Genomic DNA, 17714 nt, shown 5'->3' on the forward strand with positions numbered 1-17714 from the left:
CTGGGAATCCCATGCAGACAGCCGTTCGTAGCTCCCTTCCGGAAACCGAGTTCACCAGTCGCGCCAATTTCGCGCCTCACGCCCGCGTGGTGCGCGAGGAGCGGGCAGCGCAAACCACCGGCCTGCCGCTCAGCATCCGCGGCTTGCGCAAATCCTTCGGCGACAATGAGGTGCTGCGCGGCATCGACCTGCACATCCCGGCGGGCCAGTTCGTGGCCATCGTCGGCAAGAGCGGTTGCGGCAAGAGCACGCTGCTCCGCCTCATCGCCGGCCTGGACAGGATCGACGCCGGCAGCATCAGCTTCGGGCAGGATATCCAGCCCGAGGACATCCGCGTGATGTTCCAGGAGCCGCGGCTCTTGCCCTGGGCGCGCGTACTGGCGAATGTCGAGGTTGGTCTTGGTCGCGATCGCGCCTCGGCTGATGCGCATGCACGCGCCGAGAAGGCGCTGATCGAGGTGGGGCTCGCCGACAAGCGCGACCAGTGGCCGTCGGTGTTGTCCGGCGGCCAGAAGCAGCGCGTCGCGCTCGGACGTGCGCTGGTCTCCCGTCCGCGTGTGCTCGCCTTCGACGAGCCGCTGGGCGCGCTGGACGCACTGACCCGGATCTCGATGCAGCGCCTGCTGGAGCGCGTCTGGCGCGACCAGGGCTTTACCGCGATCCTCGTTACCCACGATGTCTCCGAAGCGGTCGCGTTGGCGGATCGCGTGCTCGTCATCGAGGACGGCCGCATCGCCCACGACGTCACGGTTAACGCAGGCAGGCCGCGGCAGCGCGGTTCGGCCGAGCTTGCCGGCCTCGAAGGCTCGATCCTGAGCCACCTGTTGTCGGCGGACGATCGTACCTAAATACAGGGAACCCCGTCCTGGGGGAGCAACGCCATGAATGTAGTGCCCCGCGATCTCATGACTGAAATCCCCGTCTCGCCCGCCGATTTCCGCGGCGCCATGCGCCATCTCACCGGCGGCGTCAGCGTCATCACCGCCGGGCGGGGCAAGGACATCACCGGCATGACGGTGACCTCGGTGACCTCGCTGTCGGTCGAGCCGCCGACGCTGCTGGTCAGCATCAATCGCGACGCCTCGTCCTTTCCGCTGATCCGCCGCTACGGTGCTTTCGGCGTGAACATGCTCAATGCCGATCAGCTTGAAATCGCCGAGCGCTTTGCTGGCAAGGGCGGGCTGAAAGGTGCTGATCGTTTCGCGGGTGCCAAATGGGTAACGGCGGTCTCGGGTGTGCCGCTCCTGGTCGGCGCGCTGTCGGCCTTCGATTGCGAAGTCGAGGAGATCGTCGAACGCCACTCGCACGGCATCGTCATCGGTCGTGTCAGAGACATCAAGAGTTCGACCCGCACCGCTGCGCTGGCCTATTGGCACGGCCAGTATGTCGCGGTCGACCAGGATGAGGACGCGGCCAGGCTCGCCGATGTCAGCCTTCCCGCGCGCGGCCGGCGCGGCGTCTGATCGCCGCCCGAAGCGGGCGCAGAGGCTGGCCTTTTCCCCGTCATCGCTCTAGAAGCGCCCTGAGCCTTCCCGTTCGGGGCGGCCATGGAGCGGATCGATGAAGCGCATCGCGACCTTCGCCTTCTACGCCGTCGGCGCGCTCGCGATCGCCTATCTCGCGCTCTATGCCTACGCGATGTTCTCAGGTCAGCCCGTGATCATTCCCGGCGACCCCATCCACATCTTCCGCAAGCCCGACGCACCGAGTTATTCGTGACGTCTCGGGCGGTCTCGTCGGGTGGGCAAAAGCGCACTTGCGCCGTGCCCACCATCTTCGGCAATGACCGCTGTGGTGGGCATGCTTCGCTTTGCCCCTAGGGCACCTGTGGTTACCCCCTCAAAATCGCCAGCGCCAGCGTCTGCGCGCGCGGCACGATGCTGTCGAGTTCGAGATATTCCTCCGGTGTGTGCGCGAGCCCGCCGACGGGACCGAGGCCGCAGATGGTCGGCGTGCCCACGGCGGCGGTGAAGCCGGAATCGGCGCAGCCACCGGAGAACTCGCCCTGGAGCGTGGTGAGGCCGGCCTGCCTTGCAGCCGTCTGGTAGCTTTCGAACAGTGCTTTCGACTCCGCGCTCTGCACCACCGGCACGAACTCGCCCTTGATCGTCAGCGTTGCGCTCGTGCCCGGCACGTAAGATGTCGCGACGATCGTCTCGATCGCTTCCATCACCCTCGCGCGATCCGTCGGATCGACATAACGCAGGTCGATCTGGCCTTCGGCGGAGGGCGCCGTGGTGTTGACGGACTGCCCGCCCGAGACGAGACCGACATTCAGCGTAATGCCCTTGTCGAGATCGGTGAGCGCGTGGATCTGGACGATCTTGTGCGCGAGCTCGCCGATCGCGCTGACGCCCGCGGCGAAATTGGCGCCCGAATGCGCGGCTTTGCCGGTGATCGCCAAATGCATGAAAATGCCGCCCTTGCGCCCCGTCACGACGTTGCCGGTGGGGCGGCCCGGCTCGGAATTGAACACGGCGCGGGCGGCGCGGCCTTCGCGCTCGATCACAGGCCGGGAGGAGGGCGAGCCGATCTCCTCGTCCGAGGTGATCAGCAGCTTGATCGGATGCGGGTTGCCGCCGAACTTGTGGAAGGCGGTTGCGACGAACACGTTCATGACGAGACCGGATTTCATGTCGGCGACACCAGGGCCATAGGCGCGGCCATCCCTAATGGTGAACGGACGGCGACCGGCCTCGCCCTTGCCGAACACGGTGTCACGATGCCCCATCAACAGCACCGGCCTTTCGTTGCTGCCGGGCTTTGCCACCTCGGCATGGATCGCGTCGCCGAAGGCGTCGTGGCTCTCGCGCCGGAACGGAATGCCGTGCTCGGCAAAATGCCGCTCGAACCGCGCCCCGACCGTATCGACGCCTTCCTTGTCGTAGGAGCCGGAATCGATGTTCACGACATCGCGGAGCAGATCGATCATCGCCTGCCGCTGTGCCGCCAGCCAGTCCGTGATTTGAGCTTCAGACATGTGGTCCCTTGCGTGGTTGTCGCGCGGGGTTATAGGGCCTCGCGCGGGCACGACCTAGTCGGAGAATGCGGTGCCGCCATGTGTTCGGCCCGTAGCCCGGAAAAGAGCGCAGCGATATCCGCAGCCACAATGCGGCGCTGCCCGCATATCGCTGCGCTCATGCGGGCTACCGGGTTCAAAAAGTCAGCCGGCTTAGCGGCTCGGCCTTCGCCTTTAGCACTACCCGCAAGGAAAATGCCCGGGACCGGCCCGGGCATCGCATCCTCAATAATGTCAGAAGCCTTTACACTCCGACCATCGGCATCCGCGGATACTCACCCGGCGTGCCCGCCGGCGGGATCGGGATGCCGCCGTCGGAATATTCGTTGAGCTTGTTGCGCAGCGTGCGGATCGAAATCCCCAGGATGTTGGCGGCATGGGTGCGATTGCCGAGGCAATGCTTCAGCGTCTCCAGGATCAGGTCGCGCTCGACATCGGCGACGGTGCGTCCCACCAGTGCGCGCGTCACCTGCTCGGCAGCCATGGTGGCATGCGCCACCGCCGGAGCCGTCTTGGCGAGGTCGAGGCGGTCGCCGTCCGGCGTGATGATCGCGTCGGCCCCGATCTCGTCGCCCTGCGCCATCAGCACCGCGCGGTGCATGGTGTTTTCGAGCTCGCGAACGTTGCCCTGCCAGCGGTTGGCCGAGAGAACGCGGCGCGCTTCCGCCGAAACAGGGCGCATCGGCACGCCGTTGGCCTCGGCATATTTCTTCACGAAATGCTGGGCGAGCTCCAGAATGTCGGCGGGCCGCTCGCGCAGCGGCGGGATCTTGAGGTTCACGACGTTGAGGCGGAACAGGAGGTCCTCGCGGAACGTGCCTTCGCGCACGGCCTCGACGAGGTTACGGTTCGAGGTCGCGATGATGCGGATGTCGACCGGCACGGGCTTGGTGCCGCCGACGCGGTCGATCACACGCTCCTGGATCGCGCGCAGCAGCTTCGATTGCAGGCGGACGTCCATTTCCGAGATTTCGTCGAGCAGCAGCGTGCCGCCGGTCGCCTCCTCGAACTTGCCGATGCGGCGCGCGATTGCACCGGTGAAGGCGCCCTTCTCGTGGCCGAACAATTCGGATTCCAGGAGATGCTCAGGGATCGCGGCGCAGTTGATCGAGATGAAGGGACGCTTGGCGCGCGCCGAGCGGGTGTGGACGTAGCGGGCCAGCACCTCCTTGCCGGTGCCGGACTCGCCGGTGATCATCACTGAGGCGTCGGAGCCCGCGATCTGCTGCGCCAGCTTGATCACCTTCGCCATCGCCTCGTCGCGATAGACCAGCTCGCGGGAATCATTGGCGACGGCAGCGAGCACCGCGGCGATCAGCTCGGGGTCGGGCGGCAGCGGGATGTATTCCTTGGCGCCGGCATGGATCGCGGCGACTGCCGCGCGGGCGTCGTTGGTGATGCCGCAGGCGACGATCGGGGCATGGATGTGCTCGGCTTCGAGCCGCATCACGAGGTCGCGGATGTCGAGGGCGACGTCGACCAGCAGGAGGTCGGCGCCCTTTCCGCCGCGCAGCACGCGCATCGCCTGCTCGTGATCCTCGGCATGGGTCACGGTGGCGCCGTTGTCCATCGCGATCTTGGTGGCGGTGGTGAGCTGGCCCTTCAGTGTGCCAACGATGAGAAGCCGCATGTCAGTCTCCTGTCCGTCTGGTCGCGCTGCCGCGCGTCATTCCCTGTTCGCGTAATTATTACGTGCGTTCGGTCTTGATGATTTCCGTCATGGTCACGCCGAGCTTGTCCTCGACCAGGACGACTTCGCCGCGGGCGACCAGCTTGTTGTTGACGTAGATGTCGATGGCCTCGCCCACGCGGCGGTCGAGCTCGAGCACGGTGCCGGGCCCGAGCTTCAGGAGCTCACTGACATCCATTTTGGAGCGGCCGAGCACCGCCGAGACCTGGACCGGCACGTCGAACACGGCCTCGAGGTCGGCGGCGGCGCGCGCCGCATATTCGTCCTCGTTGTAGCCGATGTCCGTGCCGGCAGGCGGCATCGGGCCGTTGAGATCGGGCAGCGGGACCTGTCCGTCGGTGTCGCTCATGGGTTAACTCCCCCTGCGGGACGCGACATAGCGTCCGACCATTTCGTCGATCTTGGCCGCGATGGCGCCGCGCTCCAGCACGACGCCGCCATCGGCCCATTCGATCCGGCAGTCGCCGGTGGCAATCTCCGGCTCGGCCAGGATCACCAGCCGCCCCTCGAAGCCGCTCTGCTTGGCCAGCCGCTCGATCTTTTCGCGGGCGGCCTCGTAGAGCGCATCGTTGATGCGGACGACGAGATGCGGCGTCGCGACCAGATGCGAGAAGCAGTCCTTGACCAGCGCGACGATCTCGCCGAGCGGCTCGGCGGCGACGAGGTCGGCGCACAGTTTGCGCGCGACCGCCACCGCGACGTCGACCGCCTCGGTTTCCATCTTGGATTCGATGTTGCCGATACCGGCCGCGATGCCGCGGATGCCGATGTTGATTTCTTCGATGGCGAGCGCGACGCGGCGGTCGCTCTCGGCCTTGGCTTCGTGCTGGCCGGCGGCAAAGCCTTCCTGATAGGCGCGCGCTTCGGCTTCCGCGATCTTCTGGGCGATCTCGGCGGCGGTCGCGGCCTTCTCGCGCGTCGCCCGCTCGGGCGCCGCGAAGTCGGTATCGAACAGGAATTTCGCCGGAGCGGCCATCAATACACCAGTTCGTCGTCGGCGCGGTTCTTGGTCAGCATGATCTCGCCCTTGGCGGCGAGGTCCTTGGCGAGGTTGACCAGAAGCGCCTGGGCCTCGTCGACGTCGCGCAGGCGCACGGGGCCCATCGCTGCCATGTCGTCCTGGAGCATCTTGGCCGCGCGCGAGGACATGTTGCCGAAGAAGAAGTTGCGGACGTCCTCGTTAGCGCTCTTGAGTGCGACGCCGAGCTTGTCCTTGTCGACGTTGCGCATCAAGGTCTGGGCCGATCCGGAATCGAGCTTCACGAGGTCGTCGAAGGTGAACATCAGCGCCTTGATGCGCTCGGCCGATTCGCGGTTGTCCTCTTCCAGCGAGGTGATGAAGCGGGTTTCCGTCTGGCGGTCGAAATTGTTGAAGATTTCAGCCATCACCTCGTGGGCATCGCGGCGGCGGGTCTGGGACAGATTGGACATGAATTCGGTGCGCAGCGTCTTCTCCACGCTCTCGATCACCTCTTTCTGTACCGCTTCCATCTTCAGCATGCGGTTGACGACGTCGAGCGCGAGCTCCTCGGGGAAGATGCCGAGCACGCGCGCGGCGTGCTCGGGCTTCAGCTTCGACAGCACCACCGCGATGGTTTGCGGATATTCGTTCTTGAGGTAGTTGGCGAGGACCTCTTCCTGCACGTTGGAGAGTTTCTCCCACATGTTGCGCCCGGCAGGGCCGCGGATCTCGTCCATGATGCCATTGACGCGCTCCGGCGGCAGGTATTGCTGCAACAGCCGCTCGGTGGCGTCGAAATTGCCCATCAGGGCACCGGAGGCCGACATGCGCGAGACGAATTCGAGCAGCATGTCCTCCACGGTGTCGACCTCGACGGTGCCGAGCGTCGACATTTCCAGCGAAAGCTGTCGCACCTCGTCGTCGTCGAGCAGGCCCCAGATCTTGCCGCCATATTGCTCGCCGAGCGCGAGCATCAGGATGGCGGCGCGCTTCGGTCCGGCCAATTGTTCGGCCGGCTTGCCATCCTTTGCCCGGGTGTTGGCACGTTGACCGAGCGTGGAGATCACGCTGGTGATGTCGTTGCTGTTGGCGTTTTGCAAGGCGGCGGCCATGTCAGATCACTTCTCGTACTATTTTGCGGATTCGCTCAGCCATTGGCGGACGATGGCGACGGTTTCGTTGGGGTTGCGCTCGGCGAGCTCGCCGACGCGATGAACGGACTGGGCGTGGACCTGGCCCTGGATGGTGGCGACGTCGATCGCGCTGGCGGCGCCGCTCGGCAGGAGCGGCTGGGCGGCCGGCGCGGCCTCTTCGGAAGCAGCCGGGCCGGTGAGGACGCCGGAGATGGCGGCGGCGACCTCGTCGGAGGCGAGGATGCGCTTGACCAGCGGGCGGATCACCAGGAACAGCACGATCAGGCCGAGCAGCATCATCACGCCCAGCTCGACGAAGTACATGACGTCGTCCTTGGTGAACTGGAGCATGCCGAGGAAGCCGCCAGGTTCGCTGATCGGGGCGGTGGAGGGCGCATCGGCAAAGCGCAGATTGACCACCTCGACCTGGTCGCCGCGCTTCTGGTCGAAGCCGATCGCCGAGCGGACCAGCGCGGAGATGCGATCGAGCTGCTCCTTGGTGCGGTCCTGATAGGCCAGCTCGCCCTTGTCGTTCTTGGAATAGATGCCGTCGACCAGCACCGCGACCGAGATGCGGTTGACCCGGCCGGCCTCGGTCACCTCGGTCTTGGTGGTGCGGGAAATCTCGTAATTGTTGGTCTCTTCGGTCTTCTTGCTTTGGTCCTTGGCCGCGACGCCGTTGTTCTGCTGGTTGCCGGGCAGCTCGTTGTTGACGGTGACCTGGCCGTTGTTGTCGGCGGTCATGCTCTGCTCTTCGCGGGTCTGGCTCGAGCGCAGCACCCGGCCTTCGGGATCGTACTTGTCGGAGGTCTGGGTCACCTTGTTGAAGTCGAAATCGGCGGAGAGCTGCACGCGGGCGCGGCCCGAGCCGACCACGGAGGAGACGATGTCCTCGACCTGCTTGCGGATCCGCTTCTCGAACGAGATGCGGCGCTCCTCGCCGACCGCCTGCTCCGGATCGGCCGCCGCACCGTCGGCGAGCAGCTGGCCGGCCTCGTCGACGATCGAGACCCGCTGCGGCTTCAGGCCGTTGACGGCGGAGGCGACGAGATGGCGGATGGCGCGGATCTGCTGGGCTTCCAGCGCGCCGCGGACGCGGACCACGATCGAGGCCGACGGCTCCGGCGCCTCGCGCGCAAACAGCGGGCGCTCGGGCAGCACCAGATGGACGCGGGCGGCCTGGATGCGGTCGATGGCGCGGATGGTGCGGGCGAGTTCGCCTTCCAGCGCGCGAAGGTGATTGATGTTCTGGACGAAAGAGGTGGTGCCGAGCGCATCCGACTTGTCGAACACCTCGTAGCCGACGCCGCCGCCCTTGGGCAGGCCGCCCTCGGCGAGCTTCATCCGCAGCCGCGTGACCTTGTCCTTGGGCACCATGATGATGGAGCCCTCATTGCGGATCTCGAACTGGATGCCCTGGCGTTCCAGGTCCTTGATGATGCCGGAGGAGTCCTCGACGGTGAGATCGGTGAACAGCGTCGTCATCTGCGGCGTGGTGACGCGCATGATGACGAACGCGAAAAAGCCGACGAGCGCGGCGGTGACCGCGATCATCGCCCCGAACCGGGCGGCGCCGATACTCTTCAAGAAGTCCGCAAGACCTTGCAAGCAACCGCCCCAACAGATTCGGCCGCTTTCACCGGAAAGGCCGACTGGGCAATTATTGCCTAGGGGATGGTTTCGATATGGTTAACGAAGGTTAAGAGGTCGGACAAAAGTAGCGCGAAAGAGCGATATGAAAAAAATCGGCCTCGCAGGGCGAGGCCGATTTTTGTCAAAAGCCGCAGATTTCCGGATTGCCTACTGGCGATATTGCTGGATACGGGTGGTGCGAAGCCCCGCCAGACCATGCTGGTCGATGGAAAACTGCCAGGAGAGGAATTCGTCGACCGTCAGGGTGTAACGGCTGCAGGCCTCCTCGAGCGAAAGAAGTCCACCACGGACAGCGGCGACGACTTCGGCCTTGCGGCGGATAACCCAGCGTTTGGTGCCGGGTGCTGGCAGATCCGCGATCGTCAACGGACTACCGTCCGGCCCGATGACGTATTTTACCCTCGGGCGATGGGGTTCTGTCATGGCGTACTCACAAACTCTCAACCACTGAACTCACGCCGTAACCCTACGCCCGGCGGCTTAAAAATCCGCTAAGCCTAAGGCTTCAATACAATTCTCGTTGAAAATGGCTGGAACGCGCTCGTCTCGGCCGGCATCCAGGCCGGTCGAGGGGGACTTCGTAAATACTTTACTAGCGAATGGAGCCTGTAAGCGGTGTCGCAAGGCCCACAATTGTCGTCCCGGCGAACGCCGGGGCGCATACTGCGTGAATCTATCGATGGACGCAGGTCGCAGTACCAAGAATGACTGCTAAACCACCAATCTTCGTCAAATTTCCTTTTGGGGTTATGGATCCCCGCGTTCGCGGGGATGACACTGAATCTGTTGCCGCAGGTTTCCCGATCAATTGCTGCTGGTGGCGATGATGCTCTTCACCTGGCTCAGGGTGTAGCTGGCGCCGTCGATGGTGAGCAGCGGCGGCGACTGGGTCAGGTCGACCGACGACACCACGCCCTGCACCTGCGCGGCGATGCCGACATTGTTGTTCGCGACATCCTTGCCCGTGGCCGAGATCGTGTACTTGCCGTCGGGCCATTGCGTGCCGTCATTGCCCAGGCCGTTCCAGGTGAAGGGAATGTCGGTGCCGGCGCCGGCGGTGTATTTGCCGGTGAACACGGTCTGGCCGCTGGCATTGGCGATGGTGATGTCGACCGTGGAGTCGCTGGGCACGTTCAGATGCCAAGTCGCCGACGACTTCGCCATGGTCGCGGTCGAGCCGTCGACCAGGGCGGTCTTGCCGACGAAGCCCAGCGCCTGGGTCGCCTGCGTGGTCTGCTGCAGGGTGACGAGCTGGGACAGCGCATCGTTGGTCTTGAGCTGCTGCTCGACGCCGGCGAACTGCACCAGCTGCTGGGTGAACTGGTTGGTGTCGAGCGGATCCAGCGGGTTCTGGTTCTGCAGCTGCGTCGTCAGCAGCGTCAGGAAGGTCTGGAAGTTGCCGGCGAGCGTCGATCCCGTGGTCGAGCCCAGCGAGTTCGACGAGGAGGATTTCGGGAGATCGGTCGTCCCGGAGACGACGGAAGGGGCCGTGGCGCCAGTCGTGGTGGTCATGTCGAACTCCTACACTCTGATGTCGACGCCGCTGCTCGGCCCGTACATGCGGCCGTAGCCGCGCCCGACGGGTGCGGCAGCAACGGTGTCGTCCTCGCTGATGATCAGCCGGCGGGCATTGCCGCCATTGTCGTCGTTCTGGCCGGAGTTCTGGCCCGATGAATTCTGGTCGCGCAGGCTGAAGGACAGCCCGTTGCTGCCGGACTTGAGGCCGGCATCGTCGAGCGCGCGCTGCAATTGCGGCGCGTCCTGGCGCAGCATCTGCAGCGTCTCCGGCTTCTCCACGGTGAGATGCGAGGTGACGTTGCCGTGGCGGTCGACATTGATGCGGACGTCGATGCGGCCGAGCTCGGCCGGATCGAGGCTGATGTCGAAGCGGGACCTGCCGGAGCGGATGGCGGCCGCGATCTCGACCGGAATGCCGTTGATCGGCACCGCCGTCGCGGTGGCCGCGGTCGCGGTCAGCGTCGCCGTCGATGCGGAGGCGGTCGAGGTCGTATTGGTCAGCGGCGCCTGCATGGTGGAGGTAGCCTGCGCGCTGGGATCGGGGGCGTTGAAAGCAGCCTGCGCATTGGTATTGGCATTGGCTTGGGCGACCGGTGCGGCCGGGATCGCGTCGGGCGTACGCTCCGCGGCGCCGGGCTTCGCCTCGGCCTGGCTGCCATCTGCCTGCGGCTGCGCGCTTTGCGGATGTGCGGCGGCGTTGGCGGTCGCAGCGACCGGCGCCGCCGGCGTGGTGACGGCGTCCGCCTTGCCGGTGTCCTGGCCGATATTGGAGACGTCGGCCTGTCCTTGCGCGGCGGCGACGGCCTGGAACGAGGTCTTCGGCGTGCCGGGATTGACGGGGATCAGTCCGGCGGTCGGCTCGACCTCGGTCGCGGCTGCGTCGGTTGCCCCGGTCGCAGCATCGGCCAGCGTCGCCGAGATGTCGGCATCGACCTTGGCGCCGGCGGTCTTGACGATCTTGGCGCTCTTGTCGCCCGGAGTGGCGGTGTCGGTCTTGGGGCTCGCGATCTGGGCCGCGATCGAGGCACTGGCGGCAATGCCGGCGGCGGCGATCGTCAGCGGCGAGGAGGTGGCGGCCTGCTTCGCGGTCGCGTTCGGATCGGCCGGGACGACCGGCGCGGCCACGACGATCGCGTTGGGATCGAACAACGCGACCTGCACGGCGTCGGTCGGCACGGTCGCCGCGGCATCGGCGGCGGCGAGCCCATCGGTGGCCTCGGTCGTGTCGCCCTTGGTCTCATCGGACGTCTCAGCCGATTTGGCGTCGGATGTCTCGGACTTGTCCTTGACCTTGTCTTCGGCCTTGCCGGCGTCCTTGGCCGGATCGGTGGTGGTATCGCTCGTCTTGTCGTTCCTGGTGGGCTCGGACGTGTCGGTGTCGTCGCTCGCCTTGCTCTGCGAGGAGGGGTCCGTGGAGGAGGTGTCGCGCGGGCCCTGGTCCGCGGAGGACGAGGACGAAGCGCTGCGCCGCGGCGCGCTATCCTGGGCCTGCGCGGCCGCATTGGTGCTGATCGCCTGGGTGTTGCTGTCGACCAGCGACCCGAAGGCGTCGTTCGAGGAGGGCTCTTTGGTGCTCTGCGATCGGGCAGGCTTTGGCGGCGTGCTCGAAATCTGCACGCTTGCTACGACATCTGACGTACGACCGACCACAGGCGACCCCTCGGAAACATCTTCGGCATAAGAGTAGCAAGGAGCGGGCCAGCGTCGCTTTTCGAACATTAATACAGCATAATCAACGGCTTGAAGAATTGGCGCCGACGCCGCCGGGCCCGCGGCGACCCCGCCATTTCTGCCTCCCCGGCAAGAATTGCCCTAAGCGGCCGCCCCTGTGATTGCTTCACCGGAATGCCGCCTATATTAAAGAGGTTACTCTCAGCCGCTTTCGACGGGGCAGCCGTGCCTTTCGGGAACTGAAGTTCCCGGGGATCGCCGATGTCCCGCGAGAAGCATGAAATCGCGGATCGCCGCACGCCGCCGCCACAACCCTTAAGGCCCATGCTCAACAGTCTGGATCTCGAAGGCCGTCCTAAGGACACCAGGGTCGTTGTCGCCATGTCGGGCGGCGTCGATTCCTCGACGACGGCCGCGCTCTTGAAGGCGGAAGGCTACGATGTCGTCGGCATCACGCTGCAGCTCTACGACCATGGCGCGGCGACCCATCGCAAGGGCGCCTGCTGCGCCGGCCAGGACATCCACGACGCGCGCGACGTCGCGGCCAAACTCGGCATTCCTCATTACGTGCTCGACTACGAGGATCGCTTCCGCGAATCCGTCATCGACAATTTCGCCGACAGCTATGCGCTTGGTGAAACGCCGGTGCCGTGCATCGAGTGCAACCGCTCGGTCAAGTTTCGCGATCTCCTGAAGACCGCGCGCGAGCTCGGCGCGACCGCACTCGCCACCGGCCATTACGTCGCCTCGCGCCGTCTCGACAACGGTTCGCGCGCGCTGGTATGCGCGGCCGACGCCGATCGCGACCAGAGCTATTTCCTGTTCGCGACCACGCGCCAGCAGCTCGACTTCCTGCGCTTCCCGCTCGGCGACATGACCAAGCCGGAGACGCGCGAGCTGGCGCGGCGCTACGGCCTCAGCGTCGCCGACAAGCACGACAGCCAGGACATCTGCTTCGTGCCGACAGGCCGCTACACCGACATCATCACGCGTCTGCGGCCGAACGCGATGGACCCCGGCGACATCGTCGATCTCGACGGGCGCGTGCTCGGCCGGCACAACGGCATCGCCAATTTCACCATCGGCCAGCGCCGCGGCCTCGGCATCGCAGCTCACGCGCCGCTGTTCGTGGTGCGGCTGGAGGCAGCTAACCGCCGCGTCGTCGTCGGCCCGCGCGATGCCTTGAAGATGCACCGCATCTCCTTGCGGGACGTCAACTGGATCGGCGACGGTGACATCGATCGCGCCATCGGCGGCGGCCTCGAGCTGTTCGTGCGCGTGCGCTCGACCCGCAGCCCGCAGCCGGCCTGGCTGCGCGGCGGCAATGGCCATTACGAGGTCGAGCTCGTCGCCGGCGAAGAGGGCGTCTCGCCCGGCCAGGCCTGCGTGTTCTACGACGCGCCCTCAGGGCAGGCGCGCGTGCTCGGCGGCGGCTTTATTCAAAGCGCCGCCGCGAAGGTCGCGAGCGACACGGCAAGGCCGCTCGCGGAAGCCGTGCGCGGCTGAGGATGACGAGATCAGGCACAGGTGATTGGGCTGGGTTCACCTCTCCCGTAGAGAGAGGTCGGATCACATCGCGAGATGCGATCCGGGTGAGGGCTTACGGTCTCACCGATAGCTGCGGCCCCTCACCCGGATTGCTCTGGGACGATGCTTCGCATCGCCGTCGCAATCCGACCTCTCCCCGTTGGGGAGAGGTGAAGTAAGGGCAGGGGGCATGGCAGCAGACATCTCGCGGGCCGGGGTCGAGAAGGCCTATGGCCGCTGGGCGCCGATCTATGATCTCGTGTTCGGCAAGGTGTTCGACGCCGGCCGGCAGTCGACCATCGCCGAGGCCGACCGCATCGGCGGCCGCATCCTCGACGTCGGCGTCGGCACCGGGCTTTCTCTGTCGGACTATGCGCGCACCACGAAGATCTGCGGCGTCGACATTTCCGAGCCGATGCTGCGCAAGGCGCAGGCCCGCGTGCGCACGCTTCGCCTCTCCAATGTCGAGGTACTCTCGGTGATGGACGCGAAAAACCTCGCCTTCCCGGAAAACTTCTTCGACGCGGTGGTGGCGCAATATGTCATCACGGCCGTGCCCGATCCCGAAGGCACGCTCGACGAATTCGTGCGCGTGCTCAAGCCGGGGGGCGAGCTGATCCTCGTCAACCACATCGGCGCGGAGACGGGTGCGCGAAAACTGTTCGAGCTCGCCTTCGCGCCCATCGCCCGCCGCCTCGGCTGGCGCCCGGAATTCCCCTGGGCCCGCCTTGAGGGCTGGGCCGCGAGACACGGCGGCATCACGCTGGCTGAGCGCCGCCCGATGCCGCCGATGGGGCACTTTTCGCTGATCCGCTATCGCAAATCGTGATCATGGGGGCAGGGAACGAGGCGCGCGAGGTGCGCGTTTCCCTCCCATGCGCACGACATCAAACATCGTTCTGGCTGGCCTCCTGATCGCCGCTTCGGGCAGCGCGATCGCGCAGGCCCCGCCCGCCCCGGCGACGCCGCCGCAACAGACCGCGCCGCCATCCCCGCAACATGCCGCGAACTGCACCCCGCAGGACCGGCCGAACCGCCAGGCCGATGGCACCACCACCGGCCAGTCCCGGGAACCGCTCGGCGACAAATTGGCAAAGTCCGACGGCGTGCTCTGCCCGCCCTCCGGCGTCGACCCCGAGATGCACGCCCCGGCCCCCGACACCGGCGGCAACACCCCGGTGATCCCGCCTCCGGGCAGCCCCGGCGGCGATCCGACCGTGCGGCCGAAATAGGACCTTGTCTCGCCGCAGACATCGACATATCCGGGCAGAAGCGCGAAGCGCGTCGTCGTGCCAGATGTCCCGGGCATCCAGTTCTTGAGGTTGCAGCGAAGGCCGTGGATGGCCGGGACAAGCCCGGCTGATGAACTCATTGAAAAAGAGGCCGTATTCACAAGGCGGCTTGTCCCGCCATAGCATTGGGGAAGGCGGAAAAGGCGGACCGCTTTGCTTGACTTCCCGCCGCCCCCTTCTTTATATGCCGCGCGTTCGCGAGATAGGCCGTTTCAGGCGGTTCGCGGCCCTGTGGCGGGGTAGCTCAGCTGGTTAGAGCACGGGAATCATAATCCTGGGGTCGGGGGTTCGAGTCCCTCTCCCGCTACCATTTCAATCTCCTCACGTCCGATATGTCAGGCACGCCAAGCCGCACGGAGCACGTTGTCCGTCGCGTCGTCGCTTGGCGCATCCGGGACTAGGAACTCCCGCGCATGATCAAAGCTTGAATCGGTGGGCCAGCCTAGCCGCCGATCGCTGGCCTGCGCGGCCCCGCCTCCAAGCCCCCCATACCCCCCAGGGTGGGGCCGCGCTTCACAAGCAGGAGATGCAATTGTCCGAGCCGACCGAGCAAGAGATTAGAGAACGCGCGCACCGCTTGTGGGAGCAAGCCGGCAAGCCCGAAGGCCGCGAGCACGAATTTTGGCACGCCGCCGAGCAGGAACTGCGCAACGAGGACAAGTCGAACACGTTGCGGACGCCGGATACGTTGTGACCGACAAGAATTGCCCATTCTGCCAGGGTCTGGGTTGGGTCTGCGAAAACCATCCGCTCCGGGTCTGGAGCGAAAAGCTCGGGGGCTGCCGCTGCGGTGAGGGCATGCCTTGCACCTGCAACACGACCGAAGATCCCGAGACGCGCGTGGTGATCGTCGAAGCCGACACGACGTGGCACTAGCGGCGCCGATGCGATGGTGCGTTGGATGGGTAGAGCCCTTGCGAAACCGATCATGCCTCTACGTCGCCCGGACTTGATGGGTGTCGCTTCGCTTCCCATCCTACGCGCTGCTGTCGAGGGAACAGACCATCCCCGGAAGGAATTCATTGTCTGACCAGTACGGGCTCTGAAAACAATCCTTATGCCACGGCAGTGTCGGCGGTGGACGAGCAGAAAAAGATCGAGCACCAGATCGAACTCGCAACGCGAGCGGCCGCGCTCGTCAGGGACGAAACCACGGGACAGCGCTTCCGAAGCTTTGCTGAGGACCTGAGGCGAAAGCTCCGTCGCATGATGCGGCGCGGCCAGGTGCGCGCGCGTGCGTATGATCTCTGGGAGCAGGCCGGCCGGCCAGCCGGCCGCGAACTGGACTTCTGGCTCGAAGCGGAACGGCAGCTCGAGGACGAACGCGAGGATCGGAAGTCGCCCGATGTGTCCTCGAAACGATAGAAGCGAGCCTTGCAAGACGTCGTCTTGCCTGGGCGATCCACGTCCCAGTGCCGCGTGCAATCAAGAAAAAAGCCGCCGGGTTCTTCACCCTGGCGGCTTGGAAAAGTCCGTAGCTGTTGATCGCCTCCGCAGCCTCGCGCGTACCGCCGTTACCTTGTTTGCGGCCATGCTCACCGTTTGTAGGCGGAGGCGCGTGATTCTGCTGTGACCTGGACCACACAGTGGAAAAGATGATGGCGGGGGTTGGACAGTGCCGCGCGAGAACTCGGGACAGTAGGATGGTTGAGCCCTTGCGAAACCCATCATGCTGCGAGCAGCGGAAATCTCGATCGGTTTCGCTTCGCTCTACCCATCCGACGATTCGTGCCCGGACGCAGCGCAGTGCCCCGGCGATGCGTAGCATTGGGCCGGTGCGTGATGCTACTTGGGGCGCCAAGGTTCGCGACTGTGTTCTGGAATGGTGGAACTCCTCCCCCTCTATTGTCGTCCGAGTTTCCGTCCAGAAAAAATCGGTGACTGTAGCTGACGCACGCGCAGCGTCTTTCTGACGCACGCCCTGGTGCGCGGGTCCGTCTCCGCCGTTCAAGCCCCAGCACGGCAGGTGCACGAAGCTCGCGTGCCTCGAACAACTCATGCAACCTTCGCAGCGACGTAACGACATTTGCGTGGCGTTCAACGTGACATTTCATGCAAACTTGCGCAGCTGTCCCGTCATCGTCGTCGAAGAACGCATCAAATGCGAGCGATCGCCGCGCCTGCAATTTCGCATTCTGCCTATGGGCTACCTCACACATTGAAAATGAGTGGTCTCACAATTTGCTGACACGTTGCCAAAGCGACTTACGTTGCTTTGTCTAATTCAGGTTGTATGGTGGCGATGAGAGCATTTCGGCTTGGTCGATGACGTGTGGGCGGTGGGTGCTGTCTACATCGTTGCTGATCATGATCAGAAGAAGAGTGCTCGCCAGTGGATGACATGAGGGACGGAAGACAATGACCGAAGGATAAGGACAATGTCGCTGCTCCACATCAATCTCTTCGGCGGTGTCGAGGTTATTTCTGCTTCCGGTGACTCGGTATCGATCCCCAGCCGCAAGGCTGCAACCCTTCTGGGCTATGTCGCGCTCAGTTCCCCACGGGCCATTTCACGCGGCAAGCTCGCCACCCTGTTATGGGACGGTCACTTCAGCGATCGCGCGCGCGCCAGCCTTCGACAAGCTCTGCTCACATTGCGGCGCGTTCTGCCGCAATATCCTGATGTGATCTCGGCCGATCGCGACGACATCCGTATCCGCCCGGCCACCATAAGTACCGATGTGGGAGAATTTGAGCGCCTGCTGAGGGAGGGCCATCCCGAACGGTTGGCCCGTGCGGCGGTGCTTTATCGAGGCGAGCTTCTCGAGAGCATCGGCTCGACGTCTTGCCAATTCGAGGCCTGGCTATCTGCCGAGCGCCAACGACTGAGAACACAAGCGATGCAGGCGCTTGCCGGCCTGTTGGACGCCGACGGGCGCGAACACATGGATATCGCGGTCGCTCTCGGGCTACGTATTCTCGCCATCGACCCGCTTCAGGAGAGTGTCCATCGCATATTGATGCGCTGTTATGCGCAGCAAGGTCGCTGTGCCGACGCGTTGCGTCAGTATGACCTTTGCCGCTCCGTGCTGTGGCGGGACGTTCGCGCAACGCCGGAGCAGGAGACCGAACAGCTGCAGCGCGAAATTCGTCGCATGTTCTGCGCGTCGCCGACATCTGCCTCCCTCAAATTGCCGCGCACCAGAAACTTTGACGCAACTTTCACGCTCGACGTGACGCCTGCATCACGGTCCCTGTCGTAGCTTTAGCCGCTCGCACAGTGATCCCGACTCCCTCTGGGGCAACGCGT

The 17714-nt window shown here is 65.0% G+C and carries 19 protein-coding genes and 1 tRNA gene; 11 read left to right on the forward strand and 9 right to left on the reverse strand.

Features of this window, described 5'->3' with window-relative positions; genetic code table 11:
- Positions 1 to 11 precede the first annotated feature (11 nt).
- From IVB28_RS04955 to IVB28_RS04965, 3 genes are all read left to right on the forward strand, one after another.
- Positions 12 to 848 (forward strand): ATP-binding cassette domain-containing protein, encoded by an 837-nt coding sequence (locus tag IVB28_RS04955; protein ID WP_247524924.1) that lies wholly within the window; start codon positions 12 to 14, stop codon positions 846 to 848.
- A 33-nt stretch (positions 849 to 881) separates the two neighbouring features.
- Positions 882 to 1463 (forward strand): flavin reductase family protein, encoded by a 582-nt coding sequence (locus IVB28_RS04960; RefSeq protein WP_247524925.1) that lies wholly within the window; start codon positions 882 to 884, stop codon positions 1461 to 1463.
- 97 nt (positions 1464 to 1560) lie between these two features.
- The gene (locus tag IVB28_RS04965) at positions 1561 to 1719 is read left to right on the forward strand and encodes a hypothetical protein (protein WP_164718287.1); all 159 of its coding nucleotides are present in this window, start codon (positions 1561 to 1563) and stop codon (positions 1717 to 1719) included.
- 112 nt (positions 1720 to 1831) lie between these two features.
- On the opposite strand, the gene IVB28_RS04970 is transcribed toward IVB28_RS04965, so the two are convergent.
- The 9 genes from IVB28_RS04970 to IVB28_RS05010 form a co-directional block, all read right to left on the reverse strand.
- Positions 1832 to 2980, reverse strand: coding sequence for a M20 family metallopeptidase (locus IVB28_RS04970; RefSeq protein ID WP_247524926.1), 1149 nt, complete (start codon positions 2978 to 2980; stop codon positions 1832 to 1834).
- 283 nt (positions 2981 to 3263) lie between these two features.
- A complete protein-coding gene (locus tag IVB28_RS04975) occupies positions 3264 to 4649 on the reverse strand; it encodes a sigma-54 dependent transcriptional regulator (protein WP_247524927.1) in 1386 nt (461 codons plus the stop codon).
- 58 nt (positions 4650 to 4707) lie between these two features.
- Positions 4708 to 5058 carry a flagellar motor switch protein FliN gene (fliN, locus tag IVB28_RS04980; protein ID WP_247524928.1) on the reverse strand — a complete coding sequence of 117 codons (351 nt, stop codon included), beginning with the start codon at positions 5056 to 5058 and terminating at the stop codon, positions 4708 to 4710.
- A 3-nt stretch (positions 5059 to 5061) separates the two neighbouring features.
- Positions 5062 to 5685: a FliH/SctL family protein gene (locus IVB28_RS04985; protein WP_247524929.1), complete on the reverse strand. Its 624-nt coding sequence runs from the start codon at positions 5683 to 5685 to the stop codon at positions 5062 to 5064.
- The gene (gene fliG, locus IVB28_RS04990) at positions 5685 to 6782 is read right to left on the reverse strand and encodes a flagellar motor switch protein FliG (protein ID WP_247524930.1); all 1098 of its coding nucleotides are present in this window, start codon (positions 6780 to 6782) and stop codon (positions 5685 to 5687) included. Before fliG ends, IVB28_RS04985 begins: the two co-directional genes overlap by 1 nt.
- A gap of 18 nt (positions 6783 to 6800) precedes the next feature.
- Positions 6801 to 8411, reverse strand: coding sequence for a flagellar basal-body MS-ring/collar protein FliF (gene fliF, locus IVB28_RS04995; protein ID WP_247524931.1), 1611 nt, complete (start codon positions 8409 to 8411; stop codon positions 6801 to 6803).
- A 192-nt stretch (positions 8412 to 8603) separates the two neighbouring features.
- Entirely contained in the window at positions 8604 to 8879 is a 276-nt protein-coding gene (locus IVB28_RS05000) for a DUF1153 domain-containing protein (RefSeq protein ID WP_002714638.1), read from the reverse strand.
- A 381-nt stretch (positions 8880 to 9260) separates the two neighbouring features.
- Entirely contained in the window at positions 9261 to 9968 is a 708-nt protein-coding gene (locus tag IVB28_RS05005) for a flagellar hook capping FlgD N-terminal domain-containing protein (RefSeq protein WP_247524932.1), read from the reverse strand.
- Positions 9969 to 9977: 9 nt separating this feature from the next.
- A complete protein-coding gene (locus tag IVB28_RS05010) occupies positions 9978 to 11591 on the reverse strand; it encodes a flagellar hook-length control protein FliK (RefSeq protein WP_346730708.1) in 1614 nt (537 codons plus the stop codon).
- 378 nt (positions 11592 to 11969) lie between these two features.
- On the opposite strand from IVB28_RS05010, the gene mnmA reads away from it, so the two are divergent.
- The 8 genes from mnmA (at position 11970) to IVB28_RS05050 (ending at position 17667) form a co-directional block, all read left to right on the forward strand.
- Positions 11970 to 13151, forward strand: a complete 1182-nt coding sequence (mnmA, locus tag IVB28_RS05015) for a tRNA 2-thiouridine(34) synthase MnmA (protein WP_247524934.1) — start codon at positions 11970 to 11972, stop codon at positions 13149 to 13151.
- Between the two features lie 211 nt (positions 13152 to 13362).
- Positions 13363 to 14001, forward strand: a complete 639-nt coding sequence (locus IVB28_RS05020; RefSeq protein ID WP_247524935.1) for a class I SAM-dependent methyltransferase — start codon at positions 13363 to 13365, stop codon at positions 13999 to 14001.
- A 46-nt stretch (positions 14002 to 14047) separates the two neighbouring features.
- Positions 14048 to 14404 (forward strand): hypothetical protein, encoded by a 357-nt coding sequence (locus IVB28_RS05025; protein ID WP_247524936.1) that lies wholly within the window; start codon positions 14048 to 14050, stop codon positions 14402 to 14404.
- Positions 14405 to 14697: 293 nt separating this feature from the next.
- A tRNA-Met gene (locus IVB28_RS05030) sits at positions 14698 to 14774 on the forward strand.
- Between the two features lie 222 nt (positions 14775 to 14996).
- Positions 14997 to 15158 (forward strand): DUF2934 domain-containing protein, encoded by a 162-nt coding sequence (locus IVB28_RS05035; protein ID WP_247524937.1) that lies wholly within the window; start codon positions 14997 to 14999, stop codon positions 15156 to 15158.
- Positions 15155 to 15340, forward strand: coding sequence for a hypothetical protein (locus tag IVB28_RS05040; protein ID WP_247524938.1), 186 nt, complete (start codon positions 15155 to 15157; stop codon positions 15338 to 15340). Before IVB28_RS05035 ends, IVB28_RS05040 begins: the two co-directional genes overlap by 4 nt.
- 201 nt (positions 15341 to 15541) lie before the next feature.
- On the forward strand, positions 15542 to 15829 hold the full coding sequence (locus tag IVB28_RS05045) for a DUF2934 domain-containing protein (RefSeq protein ID WP_247524939.1): 288 nt from the start codon (positions 15542 to 15544) through the stop codon (positions 15827 to 15829).
- A 1013-nt stretch (positions 15830 to 16842) separates the two neighbouring features.
- On the forward strand, positions 16843 to 17667 hold the full coding sequence (locus IVB28_RS05050) for a BTAD domain-containing putative transcriptional regulator (protein ID WP_247524940.1): 825 nt from the start codon (positions 16843 to 16845) through the stop codon (positions 17665 to 17667).
- Positions 17668 to 17714 lie beyond the last annotated feature (47 nt).

Source organism: Bradyrhizobium sp. 199 (genome assembly GCF_023073355.1).
GTDB lineage: Bacteria > Pseudomonadota > Alphaproteobacteria > Rhizobiales > Xanthobacteraceae > Bradyrhizobium.

Bases quoted from the DNA above. Each gene is read 5' to 3' on its own strand.
- IVB28_RS04955 (WP_247524924.1), top strand. From the start codon at position 12: ATGCAGACAGCCGTTCGTAGCTCCCTTCCGGAAACCGAGTTCACCAGT.
- IVB28_RS04960 (WP_247524925.1), top strand. From the start codon at position 882: ATGAATGTAGTGCCCCGCGATCTCATGACTGAAATCCCCGTCTCGCCC.
- IVB28_RS04965 (WP_164718287.1), top strand. From the start codon at position 1,561: ATGAAGCGCATCGCGACCTTCGCCTTCTACGCCGTCGGCGCGCTCGCG.
- IVB28_RS04970 (WP_247524926.1), bottom strand. From the start codon at position 2,980: ATGTCTGAAGCTCAAATCACGGACTGGCTGGCGGCACAGCGGCAGGCG.
- IVB28_RS04975 (WP_247524927.1), bottom strand. From the start codon at position 4,649: ATGCGGCTTCTCATCGTTGGCACACTGAAGGGCCAGCTCACCACCGCC.
- fliN (WP_247524928.1), bottom strand. From the start codon at position 5,058: ATGAGCGACACCGACGGACAGGTCCCGCTGCCCGATCTCAACGGCCCG.
- IVB28_RS04985 (WP_247524929.1), bottom strand. From the start codon at position 5,685: ATGGCCGCTCCGGCGAAATTCCTGTTCGATACCGACTTCGCGGCGCCC.
- fliG (WP_247524930.1), bottom strand. From the start codon at position 6,782: ATGGCCGCCGCCTTGCAAAACGCCAACAGCAACGACATCACCAGCGTG.
- IVB28_RS05000 (WP_002714638.1), bottom strand. From the start codon at position 8,879: ATGACAGAACCCCATCGCCCGAGGGTAAAATACGTCATCGGGCCGGAC.
- IVB28_RS05005 (WP_247524932.1), bottom strand. From the start codon at position 9,968: ATGACCACCACGACTGGCGCCACGGCCCCTTCCGTCGTCTCCGGGACG.
- mnmA (WP_247524934.1), top strand. From the start codon at position 11,970: ATGCTCAACAGTCTGGATCTCGAAGGCCGTCCTAAGGACACCAGGGTC.
- IVB28_RS05020 (WP_247524935.1), top strand. From the start codon at position 13,363: ATGGCAGCAGACATCTCGCGGGCCGGGGTCGAGAAGGCCTATGGCCGC.
- IVB28_RS05025 (WP_247524936.1), top strand. From the start codon at position 14,048: ATGCGCACGACATCAAACATCGTTCTGGCTGGCCTCCTGATCGCCGCT.
- IVB28_RS05050 (WP_247524940.1), top strand. From the start codon at position 16,843: ATGTCGCTGCTCCACATCAATCTCTTCGGCGGTGTCGAGGTTATTTCT.